General features: G+C 59.1%; 23 protein-coding genes. 14 read left to right on the top strand and 9 right to left on the bottom strand.

What is annotated here, in order from left to right; translation table 11 throughout:
* Window positions 1–16: 16 nt before the first annotated feature.
* From ACYZUA_RS24470 to flgA, 4 genes are all read right to left on the bottom strand, one after another.
* Window positions 17–763, bottom strand: a complete 747-nt coding sequence (locus tag ACYZUA_RS24470; RefSeq protein ID WP_461960942.1) for a flagellar brake protein — start codon at window positions 761–763, stop codon at window positions 17–19.
* A gap of 91 nt (window positions 764–854) precedes the next feature.
* A complete protein-coding gene (locus ACYZUA_RS24465) occupies window positions 855–1,322 on the bottom strand; it encodes a flagella synthesis protein FlgN (RefSeq protein WP_123368748.1) in 468 nt (155 codons plus the stop codon).
* A gap of 48 nt (window positions 1,323–1,370) precedes the next feature.
* Complete coding sequence (flgM, locus tag ACYZUA_RS24460; protein WP_008147951.1) at window positions 1,371–1,697, bottom strand: flagellar biosynthesis anti-sigma factor FlgM; 327 nt, start codon at window positions 1,695–1,697, stop codon at window positions 1,371–1,373.
* Window positions 1,698–1,863: 166 nt separating this feature from the next.
* Window positions 1,864–2,625 (bottom strand): flagellar basal body P-ring formation chaperone FlgA, encoded by a 762-nt coding sequence (gene flgA / locus ACYZUA_RS24455; protein ID WP_461960941.1) that lies wholly within the window; start codon window positions 2,623–2,625, stop codon window positions 1,864–1,866.
* A gap of 82 nt (window positions 2,626–2,707) precedes the next feature.
* Between flgA and ACYZUA_RS24450 the strand changes: the two genes are divergently transcribed.
* From ACYZUA_RS24450 to flgE, 6 genes are all read left to right on the top strand, one after another.
* Window positions 2,708–3,640, top strand: a complete 933-nt coding sequence (locus ACYZUA_RS24450; protein WP_283181327.1) for a chemotaxis protein CheV — start codon at window positions 2,708–2,710, stop codon at window positions 3,638–3,640.
* Between the two features lie 46 nt (window positions 3,641–3,686).
* The gene (gene cheR, locus ACYZUA_RS24445) at window positions 3,687–4,514 is read left to right on the top strand and encodes a protein-glutamate O-methyltransferase CheR (protein WP_074879171.1); all 828 of its coding nucleotides are present in this window, start codon (window positions 3,687–3,689) and stop codon (window positions 4,512–4,514) included.
* 362 nt (window positions 4,515–4,876) lie between these two features.
* Window positions 4,877–5,284 carry a flagellar basal body rod protein FlgB gene (flgB, locus tag ACYZUA_RS24440; protein WP_461960940.1) on the top strand — a complete coding sequence of 136 codons (408 nt, stop codon included), beginning with the start codon at window positions 4,877–4,879 and terminating at the stop codon, window positions 5,282–5,284.
* A gap of 3 nt (window positions 5,285–5,287) precedes the next feature.
* Complete coding sequence (flgC, locus tag ACYZUA_RS24435) at window positions 5,288–5,731, top strand: flagellar basal body rod protein FlgC (RefSeq protein ID WP_461960939.1); 444 nt, start codon at window positions 5,288–5,290, stop codon at window positions 5,729–5,731.
* Between the two features lie 16 nt (window positions 5,732–5,747).
* Window positions 5,748–6,470, top strand: a complete 723-nt coding sequence (flgD, locus tag ACYZUA_RS24430) for a flagellar hook assembly protein FlgD (protein ID WP_461960938.1) — start codon at window positions 5,748–5,750, stop codon at window positions 6,468–6,470.
* A 31-nt stretch (window positions 6,471–6,501) separates the two neighbouring features.
* Window positions 6,502–7,821 carry a flagellar hook protein FlgE gene (flgE, locus tag ACYZUA_RS24425; protein WP_461960937.1) on the top strand — a complete coding sequence of 440 codons (1,320 nt, stop codon included), beginning with the start codon at window positions 6,502–6,504 and terminating at the stop codon, window positions 7,819–7,821.
* Between the two features lie 244 nt (window positions 7,822–8,065).
* Here flgE and ACYZUA_RS24420 read toward each other — a convergent pair whose 3' ends face one another.
* Window positions 8,066–10,960, bottom strand: coding sequence for a ribonucleoside-diphosphate reductase subunit alpha (locus tag ACYZUA_RS24420; protein ID WP_461960936.1), 2,895 nt, complete (start codon window positions 10,958–10,960; stop codon window positions 8,066–8,068).
* Between the two features lie 739 nt (window positions 10,961–11,699).
* Here ACYZUA_RS24420 and ACYZUA_RS24415 point away from each other — a divergent pair.
* Together ACYZUA_RS24415 and ACYZUA_RS24410 are read left to right on the top strand one after the other, a co-directional pair.
* Window positions 11,700–12,413 carry a response regulator gene (locus ACYZUA_RS24415; RefSeq protein ID WP_461960935.1) on the top strand — a complete coding sequence of 238 codons (714 nt, stop codon included), beginning with the start codon at window positions 11,700–11,702 and terminating at the stop codon, window positions 12,411–12,413.
* Window positions 12,410–14,020 carry an ATP-binding protein gene (locus tag ACYZUA_RS24410; protein ID WP_461960934.1) on the top strand — a complete coding sequence of 537 codons (1,611 nt, stop codon included), beginning with the start codon at window positions 12,410–12,412 and terminating at the stop codon, window positions 14,018–14,020. Before ACYZUA_RS24415 ends, ACYZUA_RS24410 begins: the two co-directional genes overlap by 4 nt.
* Before the next feature lie 141 nt (window positions 14,021–14,161).
* Here ACYZUA_RS24410 and ACYZUA_RS24405 read toward each other — a convergent pair whose 3' ends face one another.
* Together ACYZUA_RS24405 and ACYZUA_RS24400 are read right to left on the bottom strand one after the other, a co-directional pair.
* Window positions 14,162–14,887 (bottom strand): 4'-phosphopantetheinyl transferase family protein, encoded by a 726-nt coding sequence (locus tag ACYZUA_RS24405; protein ID WP_461960933.1) that lies wholly within the window; start codon window positions 14,885–14,887, stop codon window positions 14,162–14,164.
* Between the two features lie 211 nt (window positions 14,888–15,098).
* Window positions 15,099–15,890 carry a dienelactone hydrolase family protein gene (locus ACYZUA_RS24400; protein ID WP_461960932.1) on the bottom strand — a complete coding sequence of 264 codons (792 nt, stop codon included), beginning with the start codon at window positions 15,888–15,890 and terminating at the stop codon, window positions 15,099–15,101.
* A 145-nt stretch (window positions 15,891–16,035) separates the two neighbouring features.
* Here ACYZUA_RS24400 and ACYZUA_RS24395 point away from each other — a divergent pair, with 145 nt between their 5' ends.
* The 4 genes from ACYZUA_RS24395 (at window position 16,036) to ACYZUA_RS24380 (ending at window position 19,700) form a co-directional block, all read left to right on the top strand.
* Window positions 16,036–16,638, top strand: coding sequence for a hypothetical protein (locus ACYZUA_RS24395; protein ID WP_461960931.1), 603 nt, complete (start codon window positions 16,036–16,038; stop codon window positions 16,636–16,638).
* Window positions 16,639–16,811: 173 nt separating this feature from the next.
* A complete protein-coding gene (locus tag ACYZUA_RS24390; RefSeq protein ID WP_046046505.1) occupies window positions 16,812–17,489 on the top strand; it encodes a response regulator in 678 nt (225 codons plus the stop codon).
* On the top strand, window positions 17,486–18,832 hold the full coding sequence (locus ACYZUA_RS24385) for an ATP-binding protein (protein WP_461960930.1): 1,347 nt from the start codon (window positions 17,486–17,488) through the stop codon (window positions 18,830–18,832). The genes ACYZUA_RS24390 and ACYZUA_RS24385 overlap by 4 nt, the downstream gene beginning before the upstream one ends.
* A gap of 505 nt (window positions 18,833–19,337) precedes the next feature.
* A complete protein-coding gene (locus ACYZUA_RS24380) occupies window positions 19,338–19,700 on the top strand; it encodes a DUF6124 family protein (protein ID WP_461960929.1) in 363 nt (120 codons plus the stop codon).
* A gap of 227 nt (window positions 19,701–19,927) precedes the next feature.
* On the opposite strand, the gene ACYZUA_RS24375 is transcribed toward ACYZUA_RS24380, so the two are convergent.
* On the bottom strand, window positions 19,928–20,950 hold the full coding sequence (locus ACYZUA_RS24375; RefSeq protein WP_461960928.1) for an AraC family transcriptional regulator: 1,023 nt from the start codon (window positions 20,948–20,950) through the stop codon (window positions 19,928–19,930).
* Window positions 20,951–21,289: 339 nt separating this feature from the next.
* Between ACYZUA_RS24375 and ACYZUA_RS24370 the strand changes: the two genes are divergently transcribed.
* Both ACYZUA_RS24370 and ACYZUA_RS24365 read left to right on the top strand, forming a co-directional pair.
* Window positions 21,290–22,624, top strand: a complete 1,335-nt coding sequence (locus tag ACYZUA_RS24370) for a dicarboxylate/amino acid:cation symporter (protein ID WP_074879147.1) — start codon at window positions 21,290–21,292, stop codon at window positions 22,622–22,624.
* A gap of 144 nt (window positions 22,625–22,768) precedes the next feature.
* Window positions 22,769–23,950 (top strand): CaiB/BaiF CoA transferase family protein, encoded by a 1,182-nt coding sequence (locus ACYZUA_RS24365; protein ID WP_461960927.1) that lies wholly within the window; start codon window positions 22,769–22,771, stop codon window positions 23,948–23,950.
* 139 nt (window positions 23,951–24,089) lie between these two features.
* Here ACYZUA_RS24365 and ACYZUA_RS24360 read toward each other — a convergent pair whose 3' ends face one another.
* A complete protein-coding gene (locus ACYZUA_RS24360) occupies window positions 24,090–24,584 on the bottom strand; it encodes a SprT family zinc-dependent metalloprotease (RefSeq protein ID WP_033055255.1) in 495 nt (164 codons plus the stop codon).
* Between the last annotated feature and the right edge of the window lie 130 nt (window positions 24,585–24,714).

Here is a 24,714-nt window from a genome sequence, read left to right as displayed (position 1 = left end):
CTATTGAAGCGTCTTATTACATGTCGTCTTTGTCGAAGCGTCGCGCTTCGCGCTGAAGCTGATAGACGAACCGCTCGACCTGCCGCTGCACCAGCCCGCTCATGTTGTGAAAGCGTACGCCGGCGAAGGTGGTGGAGATTCTTTCTTCGAAGTGCAGGTAACGCAGCTCGACGGGTGCCGTCATGTTGCCAAAGGGCAGGGCGGCGATGAAGCGGTCATAGACCTGGCCCAGTTGCAGGCTGCCCGTGATGTCACCTTCGAAGCGTAACTTGCAGCCGGTGGCGGAGATGTCCAGTAGCTTGCCGCTGATCGGCGATTTGAGCTTTTCACCGCCCAGATCGACGTTGACCAGTTGTGCCAGCTTCAATGCTGCGCGGAATGCATTACGACGCTGGTGGTAAACCACCTCGGCGGGCAGGGCGCCACGGTAGCAGCGACCGCCACCGGATTCGTCGATGGTCAACGGGCCGTTGCTTTCCCAGGCAATACGTACGCCGTCGTGAAAGCCTTCGACCTTGAACGGTTCGCCGGCGAGCAGGTAGCGTTCACCATCGCGGGGAATCATTTCGTCCAGGGCAATCATGTTGCTGTCACGGTCAATGTCCACCAGATAGCTCTGGAAGCGCTGGCTGCGCTCATGGAACGTGATGATCAGCGGATCATGGCTGTCTTGCAGCTGGCGCAGGTTGCCGGAGATCTCCAACGGCGTGGTGAGCACCTTGGGTGGCTGCGGAGCATCTTCCGCGCTTAAGGCATTGAACACGGTTCATCAATCTCCAGACAAATATGACTACGGCTGGCCAGCATATTGCCAGCATGTTGCGCGTCTTGATAGTGCGCGCTTTTCAGCAGGCTCAAGCCTGACTGAGCGGGCGTGGCTTCGCAAGCATGGAGGTTGATCCGCGTGCATCATAGAGCGCTGGCGGTTCGCCGCCGTTGAGGATTTTCAGCTGATTGGCCGTCGCGGCCTGTTGGACCAGGATCGACTGGCCATTCTTGACGTTGGCCGCCTGGCACTGAGCCAGAAGATCGGTCAATACATCGCTCTGTTCCAGCAGCTGGTCGCCAATGCTCGAATGGCTGGCAAGTTGCTCCAGGCCGTTGCGGTTGGTCGGCAGGTTGAGGCTGGCGAGGATTTCACTGCGCTTGCGGCCATGCTGATCGAGCAAAATGATCAATGCCTGTTTCTGCGCCAGAATCTCTTCGAGCAGTGGCATGTCGCGACCGTGCAAGGCGAGGGACTCGGTTTGCAGTAACTCCAGCAAGTGCTGTGCTGGAGCGAAATCGTCGGTGATCAGTTGCAGTAAATTAGTGTCGTGCATGGCTGGCCTTGGGTTTTAAGCGTCCAAAAGCCTGGCGCAGGCCTTGGCCTAGCGCTGGGCTTCGAAGTTGAGCAGTTTGCTGGCTACACGGTTGCTGTCGACTTTGTAGCTGCCATCGGCAATCGCTGCTTTCAACTCGGCCACGCGGGCGTTGTCGACGGCAGGCTGATCGCGCAGCTTGTCAGTGACCTTCTGCAACTGTTGAGCCTCATTGCTGAGATGTACCGATTCCCCGCTTTTGACGGTACTGGCCTGTTCGGCCGGGGTATTCAGCGGTGCGGGTTTGCCGGCTTCGGCGGTTTCCTTCGCGGTGCTGGTACGTGTACTACCGGTAAGTGACGAGGAACTGTTTAAACGGCTGAAATCGATGACCATGACAAAAAACCTCTGGGTATTTGGACGCTTGCCATGTTTTCGGCCATACCCGGAAAAACTTTAGGCCCAATTATCAATGAGCTTGCGCGCGTCAGCGCTTGCCCTGCATAGGGCACAGTCTAGGGAACAGTCGAGTGGCGCGCCACATCTTCACAAACAGAGAGTTCTACATGGCCACTTCCACCTGACCGGGCGCGATGACTTGCGCCTTGATGACCCGCTGCGAGTTGAGGTTTTTCACCCGGATCTGTTCGCGCAAGCCGCCATTGGACAGCGCTTCACCCGGCATGCGCACGCTGAGCGTTCCACTGCGGGCGGTAATCACCACCTGGTCGCCCTTGGTGATGACTTCTGCCTGTTCCATGTGCACCAGGGTCATGACCTGGTCGGCAACCATTGGTCGGGTAAGTTTCTGCCCGATCGCCTGGTCGACGGAAGTCAGGTAACCCTGGCTGATCAGGCTGATGTCACGCTCGCGCAGGGTCACATCCTGGGGCTCGACGATACCGGCGCGTCGTAGCGGTCGGGTGGTAGTCACAATGTCGCGAAACAGGCGCACTTGAGCGGGTACGAATACCGTCCAGGGTGACGCGCCCTCGCAGCGCACCTTGACCGTAACACGCCCCAGCGGTGTGGCCGGGCTCTCCAGGGACGCTGTCAATTCCTTGTCGCACATGGGCATGCGCAGCCGTGGGTCGAGCTGCTTGACCTCGATCTCGTAGCGGCCTTCCGTTTGACTGGTGGCCAGATAGTCTTCTACGGTGAATTCAAGAAAGCCCTGGGTGACGCCGATAAGCATGTCAGGCAAGGTAACCGCGTCAGCAAGGGCAGGGCAGCCAGCGTTGAACAGGCAGACGGCCGACACCGCGCAAAGCAATTTGCGGGCGTTTGATGTCAGGCGTCGGAAAAATGTCGGTTCTGTGTTCATAAGAGTTAAAAAGCAAGCGCCGTGCCGTTTAGTGATGAATGCGCGTCGCAACACACTTAAGCGTTGGTGTAGGAGTCTATGCATGGCTGGTGTAATGGATGCGGTAAACCAGCGCACGCAACTGGTAGGGCAGAATCGCCTTGAGCTGTTGTTGTTCCGTCTCGACGGCCAGCAGCTGTATGGGATCAACGTGTTCAAGGTTCGGGAGGTGCTGCAATGCCCCAAACTGACGCTGATGCCAAAATCCAGTCCTGTCGTGTGCGGTGTGGCGAGTATTCGGGGGGCGACCATTCCGATACTTGATCTGGCCATGGCGACCGGTTCCGGTGCGCTGAAAGATCAAAGCAATCCCTTCGTGATCATCACGGAGTACAACACCAAGACCCAGGGTTTCCTGGTGCGGTCAGTGGAACGCATCGTCAACATGAATTGGGAGGAGATTCATCCGCCACCCAAGGGCACGGGACGCGATCATTACCTGACGGCTGTGACTCGGGTCGACAATCAGTTAGTCGAAATCATCGACGTCGAGAAAGTGCTGGCAGAAGTGGCGCCGACCCCGGAAGCGATTTCCGTTGGCGTGGTGGATGTCGAAACCCAGCACAAGGCGCTCTCTTTGCGAGTACTGACGGTCGATGACTCGTCGGTGGCGCGCAAGCAGGTGACCCGTTGCCTGCAGACGGTCGGTGTCGAAGTGGTGGCGTTGAACGACGGTCGGCAAGCGCTGGATTACCTGCGCAAGCTGGTCGACGAGGGCAAGAAGCCGGAAGAAGAGTTCCTGATGATGATTTCCGACATCGAGATGCCGGAGATGGACGGGTACACCCTCACGGCCGCGATCCGCAGCGACCCTCGCATGCAAAAGCTTCACATCATCCTGCATACTTCGTTGTCGGGTGTATTCAATCAGGCGATGGTCAAGAAAGTCGGTGCCGATGACTTCCTTGCCAAATTCCGTCCTGATGACCTGGCATCCCGGGTAGTCAACCGGATCAAAGCAGCAGACATCAGCTAGGGGCCTTTTGCCCCTAACGGTTAATACGATTTAAGAGGCGGCATCTTTGTCTACGGGTAATTTGGATTTCGAACAGTTCCGGGTCTTCCTGGAAAAAGCCTGTGGCATTTTGCTCGGTGAAAACAAGCAATACCTGGTCTCGAGCCGTCTCAACAAACTGATGGAACAGCAAGGCATCAAGTCCCTGGGTGAGCTGGTCCAGCGCATCCAGACCCAGCCGCGCAGCGGTTTGCGCGAGATGGTGGTGGATGCCATGACCACCAACGAAACCCTGTGGTTTCGTGATACCTATCCGTTTGAAGTCTTGAAGAACAAGGTGCTGCCGGCAGCGATCAAGGCCGCTCCTGGCCAGCGTCTGCGGATCTGGTCGGCGGCCTGTTCGTCGGGTCAGGAACCGTATTCGCTGTCGATGTCGATCGATGAGTTCGAGCGCGTGAACATGGGCCAGCTGAAGATGGGCGTGCAGATCGTTGCCACCGACCTGTCCGGTACCATGCTGACCAACTGCAAGACCGGGGAGTACGACAGCCTGGCCATCGGCCGTGGCCTGTCGCCCGAGCGCCTTCAACGTTACTTCGACCCGAAAGGGCCGGGGCGCTGGGCAATCAAGGCACCGATCAAGAGCCGGGTGGAGTTTCGCTCGTTCAACCTGCTGGACAGCTACGCGGCGCTGGGCAAGTTTGACATCGTGTTCTGCCGCAACGTGCTGATCTACTTCTCCGCCGAGGTGAAGAAGGACATCCTGTTGCGCATTCACAGCACGTTGAAGCCAGGCGGTTATCTGTTCCTCGGTGCTTCCGAGGCGCTGAACGGTTTGCCGGACCATTACCAGATGGTCCAGTGCAGCCCGGGGATCATCTACCAGGCGAAGTGATTCGTTGGCGTCATCAAAAAAAACGGGAGTCCTCAGGGGCTCCCGTTTTTTTTTGCCTGCTCATTCCTCATAGACGCTGCAACACCTGTAGGAGCATGGCTTGCCCGCGATGGCGGTGTGTCAGTCAATGATGATGTTGTCTGACACACCGCCTTCGCGGGCAAGCCATGCTCCTACAGGGGATAGGTGTTGCCCATGGGAAAGCGGCAGAAAAGCGGCAGGCGGCGGAAATCGGTTGCCGCTTTTCTGGCATTGCCACGTTGCCACTGCCCGCAAAGCCCCGGTTTACGGGCTTTTTTCGATTGGCACGACGCTTGCTTTGTCCATGTTACGAAAAATCAGGTCACCCGAAGGTTTCCGACATGAGCATCAGCTTCGATAAAGCGCTCGGTATTCACGAACAAGCTTTGGGCTTCCGCGCTCAGCGTGCCGAAGTCCTGGCCAACAACATCGCCAACGCCGACACCCCGAACTACAAGGCTCGGGATCTGGACTTCTCGAAAGTGCTCGCCGAGCAGAACGAGAAGAGCAGAAGCGGCACTTTCGCCCTGAACAAGACCAACAGCCGTCATATCGAAGCCGAAGGCCTGGGCAATGGCGACGAGTCGCTGCTGTATCGCACGCCGATGCAACCATCGATCGACCAGAACACCGTGGACGCCCAACTGGAACAGTCGAACTACGCGGAAAACGCGGTCAACTTCCAGGCCAGCTTCACCCTGCTCAACAGCAAATTCAAAGGGCTGGTGTCAGCCCTTCGTGGAGAGTAAGTCATGTCTCTAGCCAGTGTTTTCAACATCGCCGGTAGCGGCATGAGTGCCCAGACCACTCGCTTGAACACCGTCGCCTCGAACATCGCCAACGCCGAGACCGTCTCGTCGAGCATCGACCAGACCTACCGTGCACGGCACCCGGTATTCGCCACCATGTTCCAGGGCAGCCAGAGCGGCGGCAGCGATTCGCTGTTCCAGAACCAGGACGCGGCCGGTCAAGGCGTGCAAGTGCTGGGCGTGGTCGAAGACCAGAGCAACCTGGACGCGCGCTACGAGCCGAACCATCCGGCGGCCGACGCCAAAGGCTACGTCTACTACCCGAACGTCAACGTGGTGGAAGAAATGGCTGACATGATTTCCGCGAGCCGTTCGTTCCAGACCAATGCCGAAATGATGAATACCGCCAAAACCATGATGCAGAAGGTCCTGACCCTCGGTCAGTGATAAAGGGGCGACTCAGATGAGTGTTACCGATACCACCAGTGGCATTAGCCTCAAGGACATCCTGGCCAACTCCTCGATCAAGACCAACACCAGTGCCGACGGCCTGGCGGCGGCAACGAACAGCGCCACCGGCAAAAAGGCCCTGGGCAAGGACGCGTTCCTGCAGTTGCTGGTAACGCAACTGAAAAACCAGAACCCGCTGGAACCGCAGGACAACGGCGAGTTCGTCGCCCAGTTGGCCCAGTTCAGTAGCCTGGAAGGCATCACCACGCTCAACACCACCGTGAGTGGCCTGGCGAGCAATTACAACTCGTCCCAGGCATTGCAGGCGTCGTCGCTGGTCGGGCGTTCGGTTATTGCGCCGGCCGACAAGGCGGTGGTCGATACCTCCAAGAGTTTCACCGGCACCATGGCCGTACCGGCGTCGGTAGACCCGGTCAAGGTCAAGATCACCGATGCCGATGGCAAGGTTGTCCGCACCATCGACCTGGGCAGCCAGAAAGCCGGTACTTCCAGTTTCATCTGGGATGGCAAAAACGATGCAGGCGAAGTGGCCAAGGCGGGCACCTATACCTTCGGCGCTACGGCGACCTACGACGGCAAGGCGACCTCGCTGGTGACGTACCTGCCGGCCACCGTCAACAGCGTGACCATCAGCCAGACCGGCGGTGAGTTGATGCTCAACCTGGCCGGGGCGGGCAGCATCGCCCTGTCCAAAGTTCAAACTATTGGTATGTAGAGCCGACTAACACGGCACAAAGGAGTGGAATATGTCTTTCAATATCGGCCTTAGCGGTCTCTATGCAGCCAACAAACAACTGGACGTGACCGGCAACAACATCGCCAACGTCGCGACCACCGGTTTCAAATCGTCCCGTGCGGAATTCGAAGACGTTTACTCGGCCACCAAGCTGGGTTCCGGCAGCAAGACCATCGGTAACGGCGTGCGCCTGGCCAACGTTTCCCAGCAGTTCACCCAGGGCGACGTCAATAACACCGGCAACGTGCTGGACATGGGCATCAACGGTTCCGGTTTCTTCGTGCTGAGCGAGAACGGTTCGATGTCCTACACCCGTGCCGGTACGTTCAAGGTCGACAAGGACGGTTACGTCACCAATAGCGATGGTTCTGCGCGTCTGCAGGGTTATGGCGTGGATGCCAATGGCAAGATCCTCAATGGCGTTTTGACTGACCTGCGCGTCGATACGTCGAACCTGGCGCCAAAAAACACCTCCACGGTTTCGTCGACGATCAACCTGAACTCCACCGCTCCCATCATCAACCAGACGACCAATCCGTTTGATCCGTCCAAGGAAGCGTCCTTCACCAAGCAGTTCAGTACCCCGATTTACGATACTCAGGGTAACAAGCACATCATGGATCAATACATGGTCAAGACGGGTGACAACACCTGGAAGACCTACACCCTGATCGAGGGTCGCAACCCGGATGGCAGCGACCCTACCGTTACTCCTCCTGTCGCTTCGACCATGAACTTCGACAGCTCCGGCAAGCTGACTTCGGTCACCACGCCGGTTGTTCCAGCGACCATTCCGCCATCCGTGGTAACCAGCCCTGACCTGAAGGTCACCGGCTGGATTCCGGGTACCGTGACCAATGGCACGTGGACAGCCAACGGCGCTGCCTCCGGCGTCGTTACGGTCTCCATGGACAAAACCACGCAGTACAACGCTGACACTGCACGTTCGATTCCTTCGCAGAACGGCTACGCCACCGGCCAGATCACCAACCTGACCATCGACACCAGCGGTGTGATGCTCGCCAACTTCAGCAACAGCCAGACCAAGCCCATCGGCCAGATCTCGCTCGCCAGCTTCACCAACGAGCAAGGTTTGCAGCCTGTAGGCGGCACCAGTTGGAAAGAAACCTATTCGTCGGGTATCCCGGGCTACGATGCGCCGAACACCGGTACCTTGGGCGAGATCCACTCCAACTCTCTGGAAGAGTCCAACGTCAACCTGACCAATGAACTGGTCGACCTGATCAAGGCGCAGAGCAACTACCAGGCGAACGCCAAGACCATCTCGACTCAGAGCACCATCATGCAGACCATTATTCAGATGACCTGATGCGGGTTGGCTGAAAGCGCTGCACAAAGAGCCCCTCGAAAGAGGGGCTTTTTTGTGACCGACACAAACCTGTAGGAGCAAAGCTTGCTCGCGATGAGCGGTGACGCGGTATACCTGACAAATCGTGCTATCCCTATCGCGAGCAAGCTTTGCTCCTACAGGAATCAGGCAAAAGAAAACCCCCGACAAACCAGAGGCCTGTCGGGGGTTCGAGTAAGCGCCTTTCAGCGCTCACCGGCTCAGCTTATTGGCAAGCTTCGCAATCCGGTTCGTCGATGGCGCAAGCCTTCGGTACTGGAGCAGGGCCGGCAGGCGCTGCCAGGACCGAATCTTCACCGTGGTTGCCGCCGCTGGAAACAGCGTTCAGCTTGCCGGTGTTGATGGTCGACTTCTCGGTGCTGGTCGCGGCCAGGGCACGGAGGTAGTAAGTGGTTTTCAGACCACGGTACCAGGCCATGCGGTAGGTCACGTCCAGCTTCTTGCCCGATGCGCCTGCGATGTACAGGTTCAGCGATTGAGCCTGGTCGATCCACTTCTGACGACGGCTTGCCGCGTCAACGATCCACTTGGTGTCCACTTCGAAGGCAGTTGCGTAGAGCTCTTTGAGTTCCTGCGGGATGCGCTCGATCTGTTGCACCGAACCGTCGTAGTACTTCAGGTCGTTGATCATGACCGAGTCCCACAGACCGCGAGCCTTGAGGTCGCGAACCAGGTACGGGTTGATCACGGTGAATTCGCCCGACAGGTTCGATTTCACGTAGAGGTTCTGGTAGGTCGGTTCGATCGACTGCGATACGCCAGTGATGTTGGCGATGGTCGCGGTCGGTGCGATGGCCATGATGTTGGAGTTACGAATGCCTTTCTGAACGCGGGCACGAACCGGTGCCCAGTCCAGGGATTCGTTCAGGTCAACGTCGATGTACTTCTGGCCACGTTGCTCGATCAGGATCTGTTGCGAGTCCAGCGGCAGGATGCCTTTGGACCACAGCGAACCCTGGAACGTCTCGTAGGCGCCGCGCTCGTCGGCCAGGTCGCAGGACGCCTGGATCGCGTAGTAGCTGACCGCTTCCATCGACTTGTCGGCGAACTCGACGGCAGCGTCGGAACCGTAAGGAATGTGCTGCAGGTACAAAGCGTCCTGGAAGCCCATGATGCCCAGACCGACCGGACGGTGCTTGAAGTTGGAGTTCTTCGCTTGCGGCACCGAGTAGTAGTTGATGTCGATAACGTTATCGAGCATGCGAACGGCGGTGTTCACGGTGCGTTCCAGCTTGGCGGTGTCCAGCTTGCCGTTGGTGATGTGGTTCGGCAGGTTGATCGAGCCCAGGTTGCAAACGGCGATCTCGTCCTTGTTGGTGTTCAAGGTGATCTCGGTGCACAGGTTCGAGCTGTGAACCACGCCGACGTGCTGCTGCGGGCTGCGCAGGTTGCACGGGTCTTTGAAGGTCAGCCATGGGTGGCCGGTTTCAAACAGCATGGACAGCATTTTGCGCCACAGGTCTTTGGCCTGGATGGTCTTGAACAGCTTGATCTTGCCCGGATACTCGGACAGGGCTTCGTAGTACTCGTAACGCTCTTCGAAGGCCTTGCCGGTCAGGTCGTGCAGGTCCGGCACTTCGGACGGCGAGAACAGGGTCCACTTGCCGTCATCGAAGACGCGCTTCATGAACAGGTCAGGGATCCAGTTGGCCGTGTTCATGTCGTGGGTACGACGACGATCATCACCGGTGTTCTTGCGCAGTTCGATGAACTCTTCGATGTCCATGTGCCAGGTTTCCAGGTAGGCACAGACAGCGCCTTTGCGCTTGCCACCCTGGTTAACGGCGACGGCGGTGTCGTTCACTACTTTCAGGAACGGAACAACGCCCTGGGATTTGCCGTTGGTGCCCTTGATGTACGAACCGAGTGCACGAACCGGGGTCCAGTCGTTGCCCAGGCCGCCCGCGAATTTCGACAACATGGCGTTGTCGTGGATCGCGTGGTAGATGCCCGACAGGTCATCCGGCACGGTGGTCAGGTAGCAGCTCGACAGCTGTGGACGCAGGGTACCGGCGTTGAACAGGGTCGGAGTCGACGACATGTAGTCGAAGGACGACAACAGGTTGTAGAACTCGATCGCACGGTCTTCTTTGTTCTTCTCTTCGATCGCCAGGCCCATGGCCACGCGCATGAAGAAGATTTGCGGCAGTTCGAAGCGGATACCGTCCTTGTGGATGAAGTAACGGTCGTACAGGGTTTGCAGGCCCAGGTACGTGAACTGTTGATCGCGCTCGTGGTTGATCGCCTTGCCGAGTTTTGCCAGGTCGAAGGTGGCCAGGATCGGGTTCAGCAGTTCGAATTCGATGCCTTTGGCGATATAGGCTGGAAGCGCCTTGGCGTACAGGTCGACCATTTCGTGGTGGGTCGCGCTTTCAGCGACTTCGAGGAAGCTCAGGCCTTCGGCACGCAGGGTGTCCATCAGCAGGCGGGCGGTCACGAACGAGTAGTTCGGCTCACGCTCAACCAGGGTACGGGCGGTCATCACCAGCGCGGTGTTGACGTCGGTCAGGGCCACGCCGTCGTACAGGTTTTTCAGGGTTTCGCGCTGGATCAGGTCGCCGTCGACTTCTGCCAGGCCTTCGCACGCTTCGGTGACGATGGTGTTCAGGCGGCCCATGTCCAGAGGAGCAAAGGTGCCATCGGCGCGGGTGATGCGGATCGACGGGTGAGCGTTGACCGCTTCTTCGGCCGGCGCGTGGGCGGCGCGTTCTTTCGAACGACCGTCACGGTAGATCACGTAGTCGCGGGCCACTTTCTGCTCGCCGGCACGCATCAGGGCCAGTTCGACCTGGTCCTGGATTTCTTCGATGTGGATGGTGCCGCCCGAAGGCATGCGACGCTTGAAGGTCGCGGTGACTTGTTCGGTCAGACGGGCAACGGTGTCGTGGATTCGCGACGAAGCGGCAGCGGTGCCGCCCTCAACTGCGAGAAACGCTTTGGTGATAGCGACGGTGATCTTGTCATCGGTGTAAGGAACGACAGTGCCGTTACGCTTGATCACGCGCAGTTGACCTGGCGCGGTGGCGGACAGATCCGAAGTCGAATCTGCGGCCTGCGGCAAGGTGCCCTGCGGGTTCTCGCGAGTTGTGTCGGTTTGCATGGGGGGTTGTCTCCACATTCTCTATGTTTGTTTGGGCACCATCACGGTGCCCACCGTTCCGTCCTGAAGCACTACAACCGGCGAGTGGCCGGGCATACCAACTTCGGGACAGATCAGGAAGGGGCAATTGGGGCGCCGCTTCCATGCCGAAGTCTTTGGTCCCAGGCCTTGAACCTGAAACCGGGATCCTTTTGGGTGACAGTAATTGACTGCAACACCCGTACCGTTAACGCCGTTTTCGGCTCAAAAACAGTAGCCATCCGCACGCGCGGTTTGGTCTTTCAAAAATACGTTTGGTTCAACCGGAAAGAGGCGATAAAAGCGCTTGAAATCGGTGTCCGGTTTGTGTTTGGTTTTTGGCGTAAAACCCTACATGTAGGGTTTTTTTCGCGACGGGGTACAAGATAATGCGTTTTTGGGGGTGTTGCAACGTACTACCTGTGGATAAACCTGTGCGTAAATTGTGTGTGAAACGTGGAACGGGCGTGTAGGCCGCGACCTAGCTGGAGCGGACCGTTTTTCACTGATTTTCAATGATTGAAAACGGTCATTTGGATTTTTAGGGGCGCGAACCCTATCACAAAAAACCGGGTTGTCCGAACGCATTTACCGGCTTGTGTTCTTGGCGAGCGGCGTTTATACAATCGGCCAGTGCGTACGCATTCTTATCCTCCCCAATCATTACAAAAAGACGGGCGGATCCTTCCTTATTAAGTGTTGTTGGCAAGCAGAGGTCACCGTGGAGCAAGAAGCCTGGCAGGTATTGATTGTGGAGGACGACCAGCGTCTGGCCGAACTGACCCGCGACTACCTGGAAGCCAATGGTCTGCGCGTATCGATCGAGGGCAACGGCGCCTTGGCCGCGGCACGGATCATCAAGGAGAAACCGGACCTGGTGATCCTCGACCTGATGTTGCCGGGCGAAGATGGGCTGAGCATCTGCCGCAAGGTTCGCGACAAGTATGACGGCCCGATCCTGATGCTCACCGCCCGCACCGACGACACCGATCAGATTCTTGGGCTGGACCTGGGCGCCGACGACTACGTGTGCAAACCGGTTCGCCCACGTCTGCTGCTGGCGCGTATCCAGGCCTTGTTGCGACGCAGTGAAACCTCTGAAGTGGCGCCGGAAAAACAACGGCGCCTGCAGTTCGGTCCGTTAGTGGTCGACAACGCATTGCGCGAAGCCTGGCTGAACGACAACGGCATCGAACTGACCAGCGCCGAGTTCGACCTGCTCTGGCTGCTGGTGGCCAACGCCGGGCGCATTCTGTCCCGGGAAGAGATTTTCACTGCATTGCGCGGCATCGGCTATGACGGCCAGGACCGTTCCATCGACGTGCGCATCTCGCGCATTCGCCCGAAAATCGGCGATGACCCGGAGCATCCGCGGCTGATCAAGACCATCCGCAGCAAAGGTTATCTGTTCGTTCCGGAAGCCTGCACGCTGTGAACTCGATCTTCCTGCGCATTTACGGCGGCATGTGCGCGGCGCTGATTCTGGTGGCGGTACTCGGCGTGCTGGCCTTGCACCTGCTCAACCAGGTGCGCGGCGAGCAATACCGCGAACGCCTGGCCCACGGCACGTTCTCGCTGATGGCCGACAATCTGAACCCGATGAACGAAACCGAGCGCCACCGTGCCTTGCTGGTGTGGGAGCGGTTGCTGGGGATTCCTCTGGCGCTGAAAACCTTCACTCAAACCGACCTCGACCTCACCCAGCGCACCCGCGTGCTGCGCGGTCAGGCGCTGGTCGAACAGACCGGTCCGCATGCGGCGAAGGTTTACCGGTTGGTCAGCGACAAGGAACAGTTGGTGCTGACCGGCGAAGTCCAGCAGATCAGCGAACAACTGGCCCGGGCGACTATTTACCTGCTGGCCGATGAACTGGTGCGCTACCCGGTGGCCGAGCAACCCGAGCGCCTGGCGCAGTTGAAGCGCGATAAAGGGTTTGGTTTCGACTTGCGGCTGGTGACGATCGAACAGGCGGACATGGACGAGGACCAGAGTCGCCGGGTGTCCGAGGGCGACACGGTGATGGCGCTGGGCAAGGGCGGTGATTCGATCCGGGTGTTTGCCGGCATGGTCGGTACGCCGTGGGTCCTTGAAATCGGCCCGTTGTATCAGATGAATCCTTATCCGCCGGAATGGCTGGTACTGATCGCCGCCCTGGGTTTGAGCCTGATCGGTTTGATCGTCTATTTGTTGGTACGGCAACTTGAGCGCCGCTTGCGTGGCCTGGAAGCGGCCGCCACGCGCATCGCCAAGGGCAGCCTGGAAACCCGCGTGCCGGCACGCGGCGCGGACTCGGTGGGACGGCTGGCATCGGCGTTCAACGGCATGGCCGAGCACTTGCAGCAGTTGCTGGCGATCCAGCGTGAGCTGGTGCGCGCCGTGTCTCATGAGCTGCGCACACCCGTGGCGCGGTTGCGTTTTGGCCTGGAAATGATCAGCACGGCCACCACGCCGCAGGCGTTGGAAAAATACTGTGAAGGCATGGACCACGACATCGAGGATCTCGATCGACTGGTGGACGAGATGCTCACTTACGCACGACTGGAACAGGGTTCACCGGCGCTGAATTTTCAGCGGATCGATCTGGATGCATTGGTCAATCAGGTGATCGAAGAACTGGCGCCGTTACGCGCCGAGGTCACCGTGCAGCGCGGTTTGTGTCTGTCCGCCGCTGACAACGACGACGCGTGGGTCGAGGCCGAACCGCGTTACCTGCACCGGGCGTTGCAGAACCTGGTGAGCAACGCCATGCGCCACGCCCAATCACGGGTGACCGTCAGCTATCAGGTCGGGCAGCAGCGCTGTCGAGTGGATGTCGAGGATGACGGCCCGGGCGTGCCGGAAACGGCGTGGGAGAAGATCTTCACACCATTCCTGCGCCTCGATGACAGCCGCACCCGCGCTTCGGGCGGGCATGGGTTGGGGTTGTCCATCGTGCGGCGAATCATCCATTGGCATGATGGCCGGGCGTTGATCAGCAAGAGCAAAAGCCTGGGCGGGGCGTGTTTCAGCCTGAGCTGGCCGCGGAATCAGGAGAAGCGGTGAGATCTTGGTTGTCTGTGAGGGCCTCATCGCGAGCAAGCTTTGCTCCTACGGGTTTTGTGTCGAGTTCGAAATTGACGAACGCCCCCGGTCCGTAGGAGCAAGGCTTGCCCGCGATGGCGTCATTGGAGACGCTAAAAGCCTTCAGGCCTTGATGCTGACCAGACTCAACAACTGCCCATCCACCACCCCGAACTGCGCCTCCAGCTCAGTGCCATTGCGCCACTCGCTGGACAGATCTGTCAGCAACCGCAGCCGCACTTCACCGCTCTCGCTCCACTCCAGCACTTCAGCGTGCTCGAAATAGAAGCGCTGCTGAACAATCGGATAAAGCGCCTTGAACAGGCTTTCCTTCACCGAAAACGTCAGGGTCACCAGCATCGCCAGTTGATCGCGAGGGCCAGCGATCATGCGTTGCAACTCGGGCGGGGTGAGGATTTCCCCGGCCAGTCGCTCGGCCCGTTCAGGGTCGAGCAGATTTTCCAGGTCCATCCCCAGGCCGCGCCAGTGGGTTTTCTTCGCGACAATCGCCGAGGCCCGGCCGGTGCTGTGGGTGATTGAGCCCGTGATGTGCGTCGGCCACACCGGTGCCCGGTCCTCGCCGATGGCCGGGATAAAGTTCAGCCCTTCCAACTGTTGTAACGCCGCCCGAGCGCAAACCCGCCCGGCGAGGAACTCCGCCTGACGCTTGGCGACCGAACGCTGGATGGTGGGCGGCGGCTCGATGGCGCTGCGCTGGAAATCATCGCTGGCCAGTTGCGAGGTATCGAAGCGAGTGCTCAACAGCACCGTATCGGGCAGCGCAAACGGCAGCGGCCAATGGGCATCGAGTGGGGTACAGCAGACGGGGAGGGCGGGGGCGCGATTCATGTCGGGCATTTTGCCGGGTTGCTCTCAGGCTGGGTAGTAGCAACCGCTTTTGTGGCGAGGGGATTTATCCCCGTTGGGCTGCGAAGCGGCCCCCATAACTGCAACCGCATTTCAGCAGGGAAACAGCGATTGCCGGGTTTACGACTGCTGCGCAGCCGAACGGGGATAAATCCCCTCGCCACAAAAACCCCTCATCACAGGGTTTACTTGTTCAGCCAAAAATCTTCTTGAAAAACGCCTGCATGTCCGCCCAGGACTTTTCATCCGCCGCTTTGCTATAGCCAATGTCCGGCCCGGCATGATCGCCATGGCTCAGACGATCCGCATCAGGATTACTGAACCCATGCTTGGCGCCTTCAAGGCTGACAAATTTATAGTCAGCCCCAGCCTTGTCCATCTCAGCCTTGAACGCCGCCACGTTTTCCGGCGTGATCATGCTGTCCATCGCCCCATGTTCAACAAGGATTTTCGCTTTCACACTACCCGGCGCCGCAGGGGTCTTGGTCGCCAGCGCGCCGTGAAAACTCACTACGCCCGCCAGCGGCAAACCCTGACGTGCCGCATTCAGCACCACGCCACCGCCGAAGCAATACCCGATCGCGGCGATTTTGTCCGGATCGGTTTGCGGCTGTTTCTTCAGGAGATCGAGCCCGGCCTGAAAGCGCGCACTGGATGCGGCACTGTCTTTCAACGCAGCTTGCATAAACGCCATGGCGTCCTTGGGATGCTCGGTGTTCTTGCCGTCGCCATACATGTCGATGGCCAGCGCGCTGTAACCCAGATTGGCGAGATCACGGGCGCGGCGCTTGGTGTACTCGTTGAGCCCCCACCATTCGTGCACCACCACAATGCCAGGGCGTGCACCTTTGATGGCGTCGTCATAGGCGAAGTAGCCGATCATCTTGGTGCCGTCAGTACTTTGATAGGGGATTTCCTGAGTCTTGATCGCGGCTTGGCTGAGCCCGCTCAAGGCCAGTAATACGAGGGCGAGGAAAATGCGCATCGTCGGGTCTCCTGCAAAGAATCATCAAAACAGCCGAGTCGATTTGATTCAGCTCAGGTTCAGCGTGCGTTCAGGGGGAGTTCAGGGCCGGGTGAGTAACCTTGCCCCGTACCCAAATAGCACATAGCGCATAAGGAACTCCCCTATGACTGGTTTCAAAAAACTGCTTCTGGCTTTCGCTGTCCTGAGCGCGAGTACCGCGGCTTTCGCTTCCGACGACAATTTCGCCAGCCTTACTTTTGGACAGACCAGCAACAAGGTCAAAAAGTCCCACGCCCTGAACGACAACCTCAACAGCCCGAACGCCGACGGCGTGATCGGCAAGGACAACACCTGGGGTGTGCGTCTGGGCCAGCAAAACAGCCAGGGCCGCTACTACGCCACTTACGACAACGTGTCGGGCTCGCACAATGGCATTAAACTGCGCCAGGAAAACCTTCTGGGCAGCTACGATCTGTTCTACCCGGTGGGCGGCAGCACCAAGCTGTTCGGTGGCGCCACCGCCGGTTTGACCAAAATGACTCAGGAGTCGCCAGGCTTCAGCCGCGACAGCGACATCGGTTATGCCATCGGCGGCCAGTTGGGTGTGCTGCAACAGGTTTCGCAAAACACCTCGGTGGAACTGGGTTACCGTTACCTGCGCAGCAACGCCAGCACTGAGATGAGCGAGCGCGGTGGCAGCAAACAGGGGTCGCTGGACCTGACCAGCAGCGCCCAGACCTACCTGTCGGCGAACTACGCTTTCTAAGAAGTAAGCACAATCCCTGTGGGAGTGAGCCTGCTCGCGATGGGGCCAGCACTTTTGACATTGTTGTCGGCTGACACACCGCTATCGCCGGCAAGCCGGTCTCACTCCCATAGGTTCTTCGACCTGACTGAAAACCGTGCTGCTGGAGATAATGATTTGCGTAGGAGAGCATTATGAAACTGCTGGTCGTCGAAGATGAAGCGCTGTTGCGCCATCACCTGCAAACCCGCCTGACGGACAGCGGCCACGTGGTCGAGTCCGTGGCCAATGCCGAAGAGGCGCTGTACCAGACCGAGCAGTACAACCATGACCTGGCGGTGATCGACCTCGGCCTGCCGGGCATGGGCGGGCTCGACCTGATCCGTCAACTGCGCTCGCGCGGCAAGACCTTCCCGATCCTGATCCTCACCGCGCGCGGCAACTGGCAGGACAAGGTCGAAGGCCTCGCCGCCGGCGCCGACGATTACGTGGTCAAGCCGTTCCAGTTCGAAGAACTCGACGCGCGCCTGAATGCCTTGCTGCGCCGCTCCAGCGGTTTCACCCAGTCGACCATCGTCGCCGGGCCGTTGCTGCTGGACCTCAATCGCAAACAGGCGTCCCTCGATGAACAGCCGCTGGCGCTGACGGCGTACGAGTACCGGATCCTCGAATACCTGATGCGGCATCACCAGCAAGTGGTGGCCAAGGACCGCTTGATGGAGCAGCTCTACCCGGACGACGACGAGCGCGATCCGAACGTGATCGAAGTGTTGGTCGGCCGTCTGCGCCGCAAGCTTGAAGGCCCGGCCGGTTTCAAACCGATCGATACCGTGCGTGGCCTTGGCTACCTGTTCAATGAGCGCTGCACTTGATTCGTTCCCTTCGTGTCCGTTTGATGCTCGCCGCCACGATCCTGGCGGTGTTGTTCATGCTGGCGTTGCTGCCGGCGATGCAGGGCGCGTTCAGCCTGGCGTTGCAGGACTCGATCGAACAACGCCTGGCGTCGGACGTCACCACGCTGATCTCCGCCGCCCGGGTGGAGAACAACCGCTTGCAGATGCCGGCGCAGTTGCCCGATGAGCGTTTCAACCTGACTGACGGCCGTTTGCTTGGCTACATCTATGACCGCGAAGGGCATCTGGTCTGGCGCTCGAAGGGCACCCAGGAAGAGCACATCAACTACAAACCGCGTTACGACGGACGCGGTAACGAGTTCGCGAGAATCAGCGAAGCCAACGGCCAGGAATTCTTCGTCTATGACGTCGAGGTCAAACTGCTCGGCGGCAAGAGCGCGGCGTTCAGCATCGTCGCGCTGCAACCGGTGCGTGAATACGAAGCCACTCTCGAAGGCCTGCGGGAAAACCTCTACCTCGGATTCGGTGCCGCCCTGCTGGTCTTGCTCGCGCTGCTGTGGATCGGCCTGACCTGGGGCTTGCAGGCATTGCGCCGGCTCAGTCAGGAACTGGACGAAATCGAAAGCGGCACCCGCGAAAGCCTCAGCGAACAACACCCTCGCGAACTGCTGCGCCTGACCGGCTCCCTCAACCGCTTGCTGCACAGCGAGCGCGAACAACGCAGCCGCTATCGCGACTCCCTCGACGACCTGGCCCACAGCCTGAAAACCCCGCTGACCGTGCTGCAAGGCGTCAGCGAAGACATGGCCCAGCGCCCGGCCGATCGCGATCAGGCCTGGGTGCTGCAAACCCAGATCGAACGCATGAGCCAGCAAATCAGCTATCAACTGCAACGCGCCAGCCTGCGCAAAAGCGGTCTGGTGCGCCATCAGGTCCGCCTGCGCCCGGTGCTGCAAAGCCTGTGCGACACCCTGGACAAGGTCTACCGCGACAAACGCGTGCGGGTCGCCTTCGATCTGCCGGAGCAGTGTTACGTGCCGATCGAGGAGGGCGCCCTGCTGGAAATGATGGGCAATCTGCTGGAAAACGCCTATCGCCTGTGCCTCGGTGAAGTACGCATCAGCGTGCGTGAAAGCCTTGGCGGGGTTGAGTTGTGTGTCGAGGATGATGGACCGGGCGTGCCAGCGGATCAGCGGGCGCGGATTCTGCAAAGGGGAGAGCGGCTGGATCGGCAGCATCCGGGGCAGGGGATTGGTCTTGCGGTGGTGAAGGACATTATCGAAAGCTACAGCGCGAAGCTGACGCTGGGGGATTCGCCGATGGGTGGGGCGGCGTTCAGGATTCATTTTTCGGTGGTTTAGTGATTGGCTGGGCTGGCCTCATCGCGAGCAGGCTCGCTCCCACGTTGGATTTGTGGCGTTCACAAATACCCTATTCACAGCCAATCCCTGTGGGAGCGAGCCTGCTCGCGATGAGGCAGGTTCAGCCACCACAAGGCTCATGTCAGACCGCTAAACATGCACTGTTTAAACGACACTTCCAGATACTCTCTCAGGCTACACATCCTTGCGCCGCTGCCTACGACTACGCCAGAATCCGCCGGCTTGTGCGCCTAAGGGCCGGGCTCTATCGTTTGCCGGTCGCTGAAAAACAGCGATCGGGTTTGGTAGCCCGGTTCAATCTGGCGCATTGCGCAACCTGATGCAGGGACTTTTTTCGTCTTCTGTTTTTATGGTGGCCATGCGTAGGGCGCCCTCGGGCGCGCCGGGTTGCCAGATGACCGGCCTACCAACCTTCGTATGGCCGCCACCCATTCGTTTGGTAGCGAGGGTGATGGCTCCACTTTTATTATCTGGAGTTCCATCTATGTTCAAGATCACACCCAACCCGCCAGAAACCGATGACGTTTCCCCGCACGAAACCCCCGATTCCAAAAAACTCCCCGAAGCCGCCGACCGCGCCCTTGATCATTACCTCAACCCGGCCACCCACATCAAAGCCACTTCGCGCACACCCAGCACCATGTTCATCGTCAACCCGGAGCTCGATACCGAAACCCTGCTGGCCCACGCTTGCGAGTCGTTGGCCTCGGCCAATGTCATGGCCATGGATTTGGTGGACCATTTGGAGGGGTCGAGTCGCAATTCGCTGTTGGGGATTGCGCAGATCATCATGCTGGGGGAGCTGGCGGTGAATCGGGCGCTGGATAATATTGATCCGCGAGACTAGCGGAGGGCTGGTGGTGGGTGGGTAAGTGTGGTGTCTGACAAGTATCGCCTGGCTCGAGATCCCCCCTCACCCTAACCCTCTCCCTGGGGGAGAGGGGACTGATCGGGGGATATTTGGCCTATCCTGCGACCTGAAAGTCCTGCATTGAATCCATAATCGACGGGGTCTTTCAGGTCGCAGAATTTCTTAAAACAACTCGGTCAGTCCCCTCTACCTCTGGGAGAGGGTTAGGGTGAGGGCTGCTCCTGGGCGCGGTAAGCGCCCGGCGTCAACCCGGTCCACTTCTTGAACGCCCGGTGAAACGCGGAAGGCTCGGAAAACCCCAGTTGCTCAGCAATCTGCTGCAACGACAAATCCGCACGCCCCAAGTGATAAATCGCAATGTCCCTTCGTAGCTGATCCTTCAATTCCTGAAAACTCGACCCTTCTTCACGCAAATGCCGCCGCAACGTCTGCGGGCTGATGTGCAGATGTGCAGCCACCTCTTCCAGGTCCGGCCAGCGTGAACTGTCGCGGCTGAGCAATCGGCGCAACTGGCTGCTCAAACTGTCGCCGCCGTCCGGGCGCGACAACAGGTCGGCGGGGGAGCGTTCGAGGAAATGTTTGAGTGTCCGTTCGTCCTGCAACAGCGGCATGTTCAGGTAGCGACTGTGAAACAGCAGGCTGCTCTGAGCCGTGGTGCTCTTTGTTGTGGAAAAGCCCAGCGGACAGGAAAACAGCAAATCGTATTCGGCGCCGTGCTCGGGTTTCGGGTAGCTGAACGTCGCCTGTTCCAGCCGAATGCGCTGGCCGATCAGCCAGCTGCCGAGCCGATGCCACACCATCAACTGGCTCTCGGTAAGGAAATGGTCCGGGTCGCGGAACTGCGAATCGTCGAGGCTGAGGCGGATCATATCGTCTTCGCGGGTCAGGGTCAGACGCGGGCTGTCGGGGAACAAGCTGTAAAACAATAGGCCGCGGCGGAGTGCTTTCTCCAGATTGCGGCAGTGGATCACCGCATGGCACATCATCGCGAAGCTGCCGGGTTTGCTCGGCACCGGTCCGAAGCCCAGGTATTCGTCGTCCAGGGCCAGCCACAGTCCCTGGATCAATCGAGTGAACTGCTCGGGTGCGATTCGGGCGCGCGGCTCCTCAAGCAGCTCGGGGCTGATCCCCAGTTGCTGCAACAGATTTGAATAGTCGTAACCCAGCCGGCGTGCGCCACCGAGGGCGGCGCGGGCGAAATGGCTGGCGATGGTGCGTTCGCGCATAGAGGCAGGTCCGTCCACTGAGCAATGGATGGTAGCGGTGCCCGTCGAGGATGAACAAGGCGGATATCCGCCAAATTGCAGGACGAGGTTTGGCGGGTGGGCGGAAATCCGCCACATCGGTGGAGCGGGTGAGTGACCCAAAAAAACCTGTAGCCCTTGATGCCACAAGGCTGGCAGGTTTTTTTTCGAAGGTGGCACGGGGCTTGCGATACAAGCCGCAGAGGTCTGCCATCGCGCAGCTCGACAAAACAAATCCCTCCAGTGCAGGAGGGTTCGCAATTGAGGTGTCAGGGACAACAGATGGATGTTGTTACTGGGGCACTCTTGAGGAACTTTGCAATGACGACTCGTCAGCCACTGTATAAATCCCTGTACTTCCAGGTGATCGTTGCCATCGCTATCGGCATCCTGCTCGGTCACTTCTACCCGCAGACCGGTGTAGCCCTCAAGCCGCTGGGTGACGGGTTCATCAAACTGATCAAAATGGTCATCGCGCCGATCATCTTCTGTACCGTCGTCAGTGGTATCGCTGGCATGCAGAACATGAAATCGGTCGGCAAGACCGGCGGCTATGCGCTGCTGTACTTCGAAATCGTTTCCACCATTGCCTTGCTGATCGGTCTGGTCGTGGTCAACGTCGTGCAACCGGGCGCCGGCATGCACATCGACGTAACCACTCTGGATACCAGCAAAATCGCTGGCTTCATCTCGGCCGGTAAAGACCAGAGCATCATCGCTTTTGTCCTCAACGTGATCCCCAACACCATCGTCGGCGCCTTCGCCAACGGCGACATCCTGCAAGTGCTGATGTTCTCGGTGATCTTCGGTTTCGCCCTGCATCGCCTGGGTGCCTACGGCAAACCGGTGCTGGACTTCATCGATCGCTTCGCGCACGTGATGTTCAACATCATCAACATGATCATGAAGCTCGCTCCAGTCGGCGCGTTCGGTGCGATGGCCTTCACCATCGGTGCCTACGGTGTCGGTTCGCTGGTGCAACTCGGTCAGCTGATGATCTGCTTCTACATCACCTGCATCCTGTTTGTGGTTCTGGTACTGGGCGCCATCTGCCGCGCGCACGGTTTCAGCGTACTCAAGCTGATCCGCTACATCCGTGAAGAACTGCTGATCGTGCTGGGCACTTCCTCTTCGGAATCGGCTCTGCCACGCATGCTGATCAAAATGGAACGCCTGGGTGCGGATAAATCGGTTGTGGGTCTGGTGATCCCGACCGGTTACTCCTTCAACCTCGACGGTACTTCGATCTACCTGACCATGGCGGCTGTGTTTATCGCTCAGGCGACTGATACGCCGATGGACCTCACTCACCAGATCACCTTGCTGCTGGTGCTGCTGTTGTCCTCCAAAGGTGCGGCAGGTGTGACCGGTAGTGGTTTCATCGTGCTGGCAGCTACTCTGTCGGCCGTGGGTACTTTGCCGGTGGCCGGCCTGGCGCTGATCCTCGGTATCGACCGCTTCATGTCCGAAGCCCGTGCGCTGACCAACCTTGTTGGTAACGCTGTGGCCACCCTCGTGGTCGCCAAGTGGGTGAAAGAGCTGGACGAAGACAAGCTGCAAGTCGAGCTGGCTTCCGGCGGTCGCGGTATCTCCGACGAGCGTGAAGTAGACGACCTGGGCGTGGCCGAAGGCCCAACCCCAAGCAACGTCAAGTAAGACGGCTGCACTGAAAAAACCCGCTTCGGCGGGTTTTTTCATGCCTGCGATTTGAGCGTAACGGTCAGCGCATCTGACGCATAAGGTGATTGCTGCAATGCCGTCGGCTGCCTAGTCTGGGAACATCGTTTACGGAGAACGCCCATGCTCGGTCCACTGGCATCACTCAAGGTTCTGGATTTCTCGACACTGCTGCCGGGGCCGTTCGCCTCGTTGTTGCTGGCAGACATGGGCGCCGAGGTGCTGCGCATCGAATCGCCAACGCGCATGGACCTGCTGCGAGTATTGCCGCCTCACGATCAGGGCGTCTCCGCCAGCCACGCCTACCTCAATCGCAACAAGCGCAGCCTGGCGCTGGACCTCAAGAAGCCTGAGGCGCTGGAGGTGATCAAGCAGTTGCTGCAGGACTACGACATCGTGCTGGAGCAGTTCCGCCCCGGCGTGATGGAACGATTGGGCCTGGGTTATGAAGCCTTGAAGGCGATCAATCCAAAACTGATCTACGTGTCGATCACCGGTTACGGCCAGACCGGCCCCTACAAGGACCGCGCCGGCCACGACATCAATTACCTGGCGCTGGCGGGGTTGGCGAGCTACACCGGCCACGCCGACAGCGGGCCGCTGCCGTTGGGCATGCAAGTGGCGGATATCGCCGGTGGCTCGTTGCACGGGGTGATCGGGCTGCTGGCTGCGGTTATCGCCCGGCAACAAACCGGGCAGGGGCAGCATCTGGATGTGAGCATGACCGACTGCGTGTTCAGCCTGAACGCCATGGCCGGCGCCGGGTATCTGGCCTGTGGCGTGGAGCCGGGAAGGGAGAATCAGATGCTCAACGGTGGCAGTTTTTATGACTATTACCGTTCCCGCGATGGGCGCTGGTTCTCGGTGGGTAGTCTGGAGCCGGCGTTCATGAAACAACTGTGTGCGGCGCTGGGGCTGGAGGAACTGGAAACCTTGGGCTTATCGCCGGAACCGGCCTTGCAAAAGGCGCTGAAGAACGCGCTGAGGATTGAGTTCGAGACCCATGATTTCGCCGAGTTGTGCGCGCTGTTTGCCAAGTTGGATGCGTGTGTCGAGCCGGTGTTGAGCTTGGGCGAAGCGGTGCGGCATCCGCAGTTGAAGGCTCGGGCGCTGGTGACCGAAGTGCCACGTGGTGACGGGACGACTCAGGCGCAGATGGCGTGTCCGTTGAAGTTTTCGCAAGGGTTGCCTGAACCGCGGCATATCGGTGCGGCCATAGGGCAGCATACGGATCAGGTGTTGGGGGAGTTGGGGTTTAGCGCTGAGCGGATCAAGGAATTGCGCCGTGCCAGGGTGGTTGTGTAGTGACTGGTTAGACGCCATCGCGAGCAGGCTCGCTCCCACAGGGGGGATTTGTTGTGAACACATTATTTGCGAACGCCGCAGATCAAATGTGGGAGCGAGCCTGCTCGCGATAGCGTCGGCACGCACACCACAAATCTTGCTACTCGACGCGCATTTCCCCACTGAATACCAACGTGCTCCGGCATCGCCGACACAAATACCGCCGTCCTTGCCGCACCAAACCATGGCGCTGGGCGGAAAACGGGAAGTCACTGTCCGCACACGGGCATTTATAGATATAGCGGGTCACGCTGCGGCGTTTGACGTCATAAGTGTGGCAGCGATTGGGCGGCAGCTCGTACACGCCACGCATGATCAGTTGCCACTCTTCGCCATGCGGCTGGATGCGGTCGCCGAACAGTTGATGGGCGATCAGGTGCGCAACCTCGTGGGCCACGGTTTGTTTGAGGAAGTCTTCGGTGTTTTCCCGGTACAGCTGCGGATTGAAGCGCAGCAGGTTCTCGTGCAAATGCGCGACACCGGCTTTTTGTCCGCGCAGCTTGAGGCTCACCACGGGGCGTTTGAAAGGTCGTTTGAAAAAGGATTCAGCTAGTTGGTAACAGTCTTCGACGCGGGTATTGAGTTGCTCGGGCATGCTTGAAGGATCTCCAGAGACGTCGAGTATGCCGCAACCCTTGGGACTTGCGAATCGCCGAAGCGCCGAATGGTCGTCACCGTTTTCTATCCTTGAGCATTAGAAGGCCGCCTTGCGGCGGCCTGTGTTG

It is taken from the genome of Pseudomonas sp. LS2P72, assembly GCF_054897865.1.
Note: the sequence above shows the minus strand (reverse complement) of the source record. Positions and strands in the feature narration are given on the sequence as shown.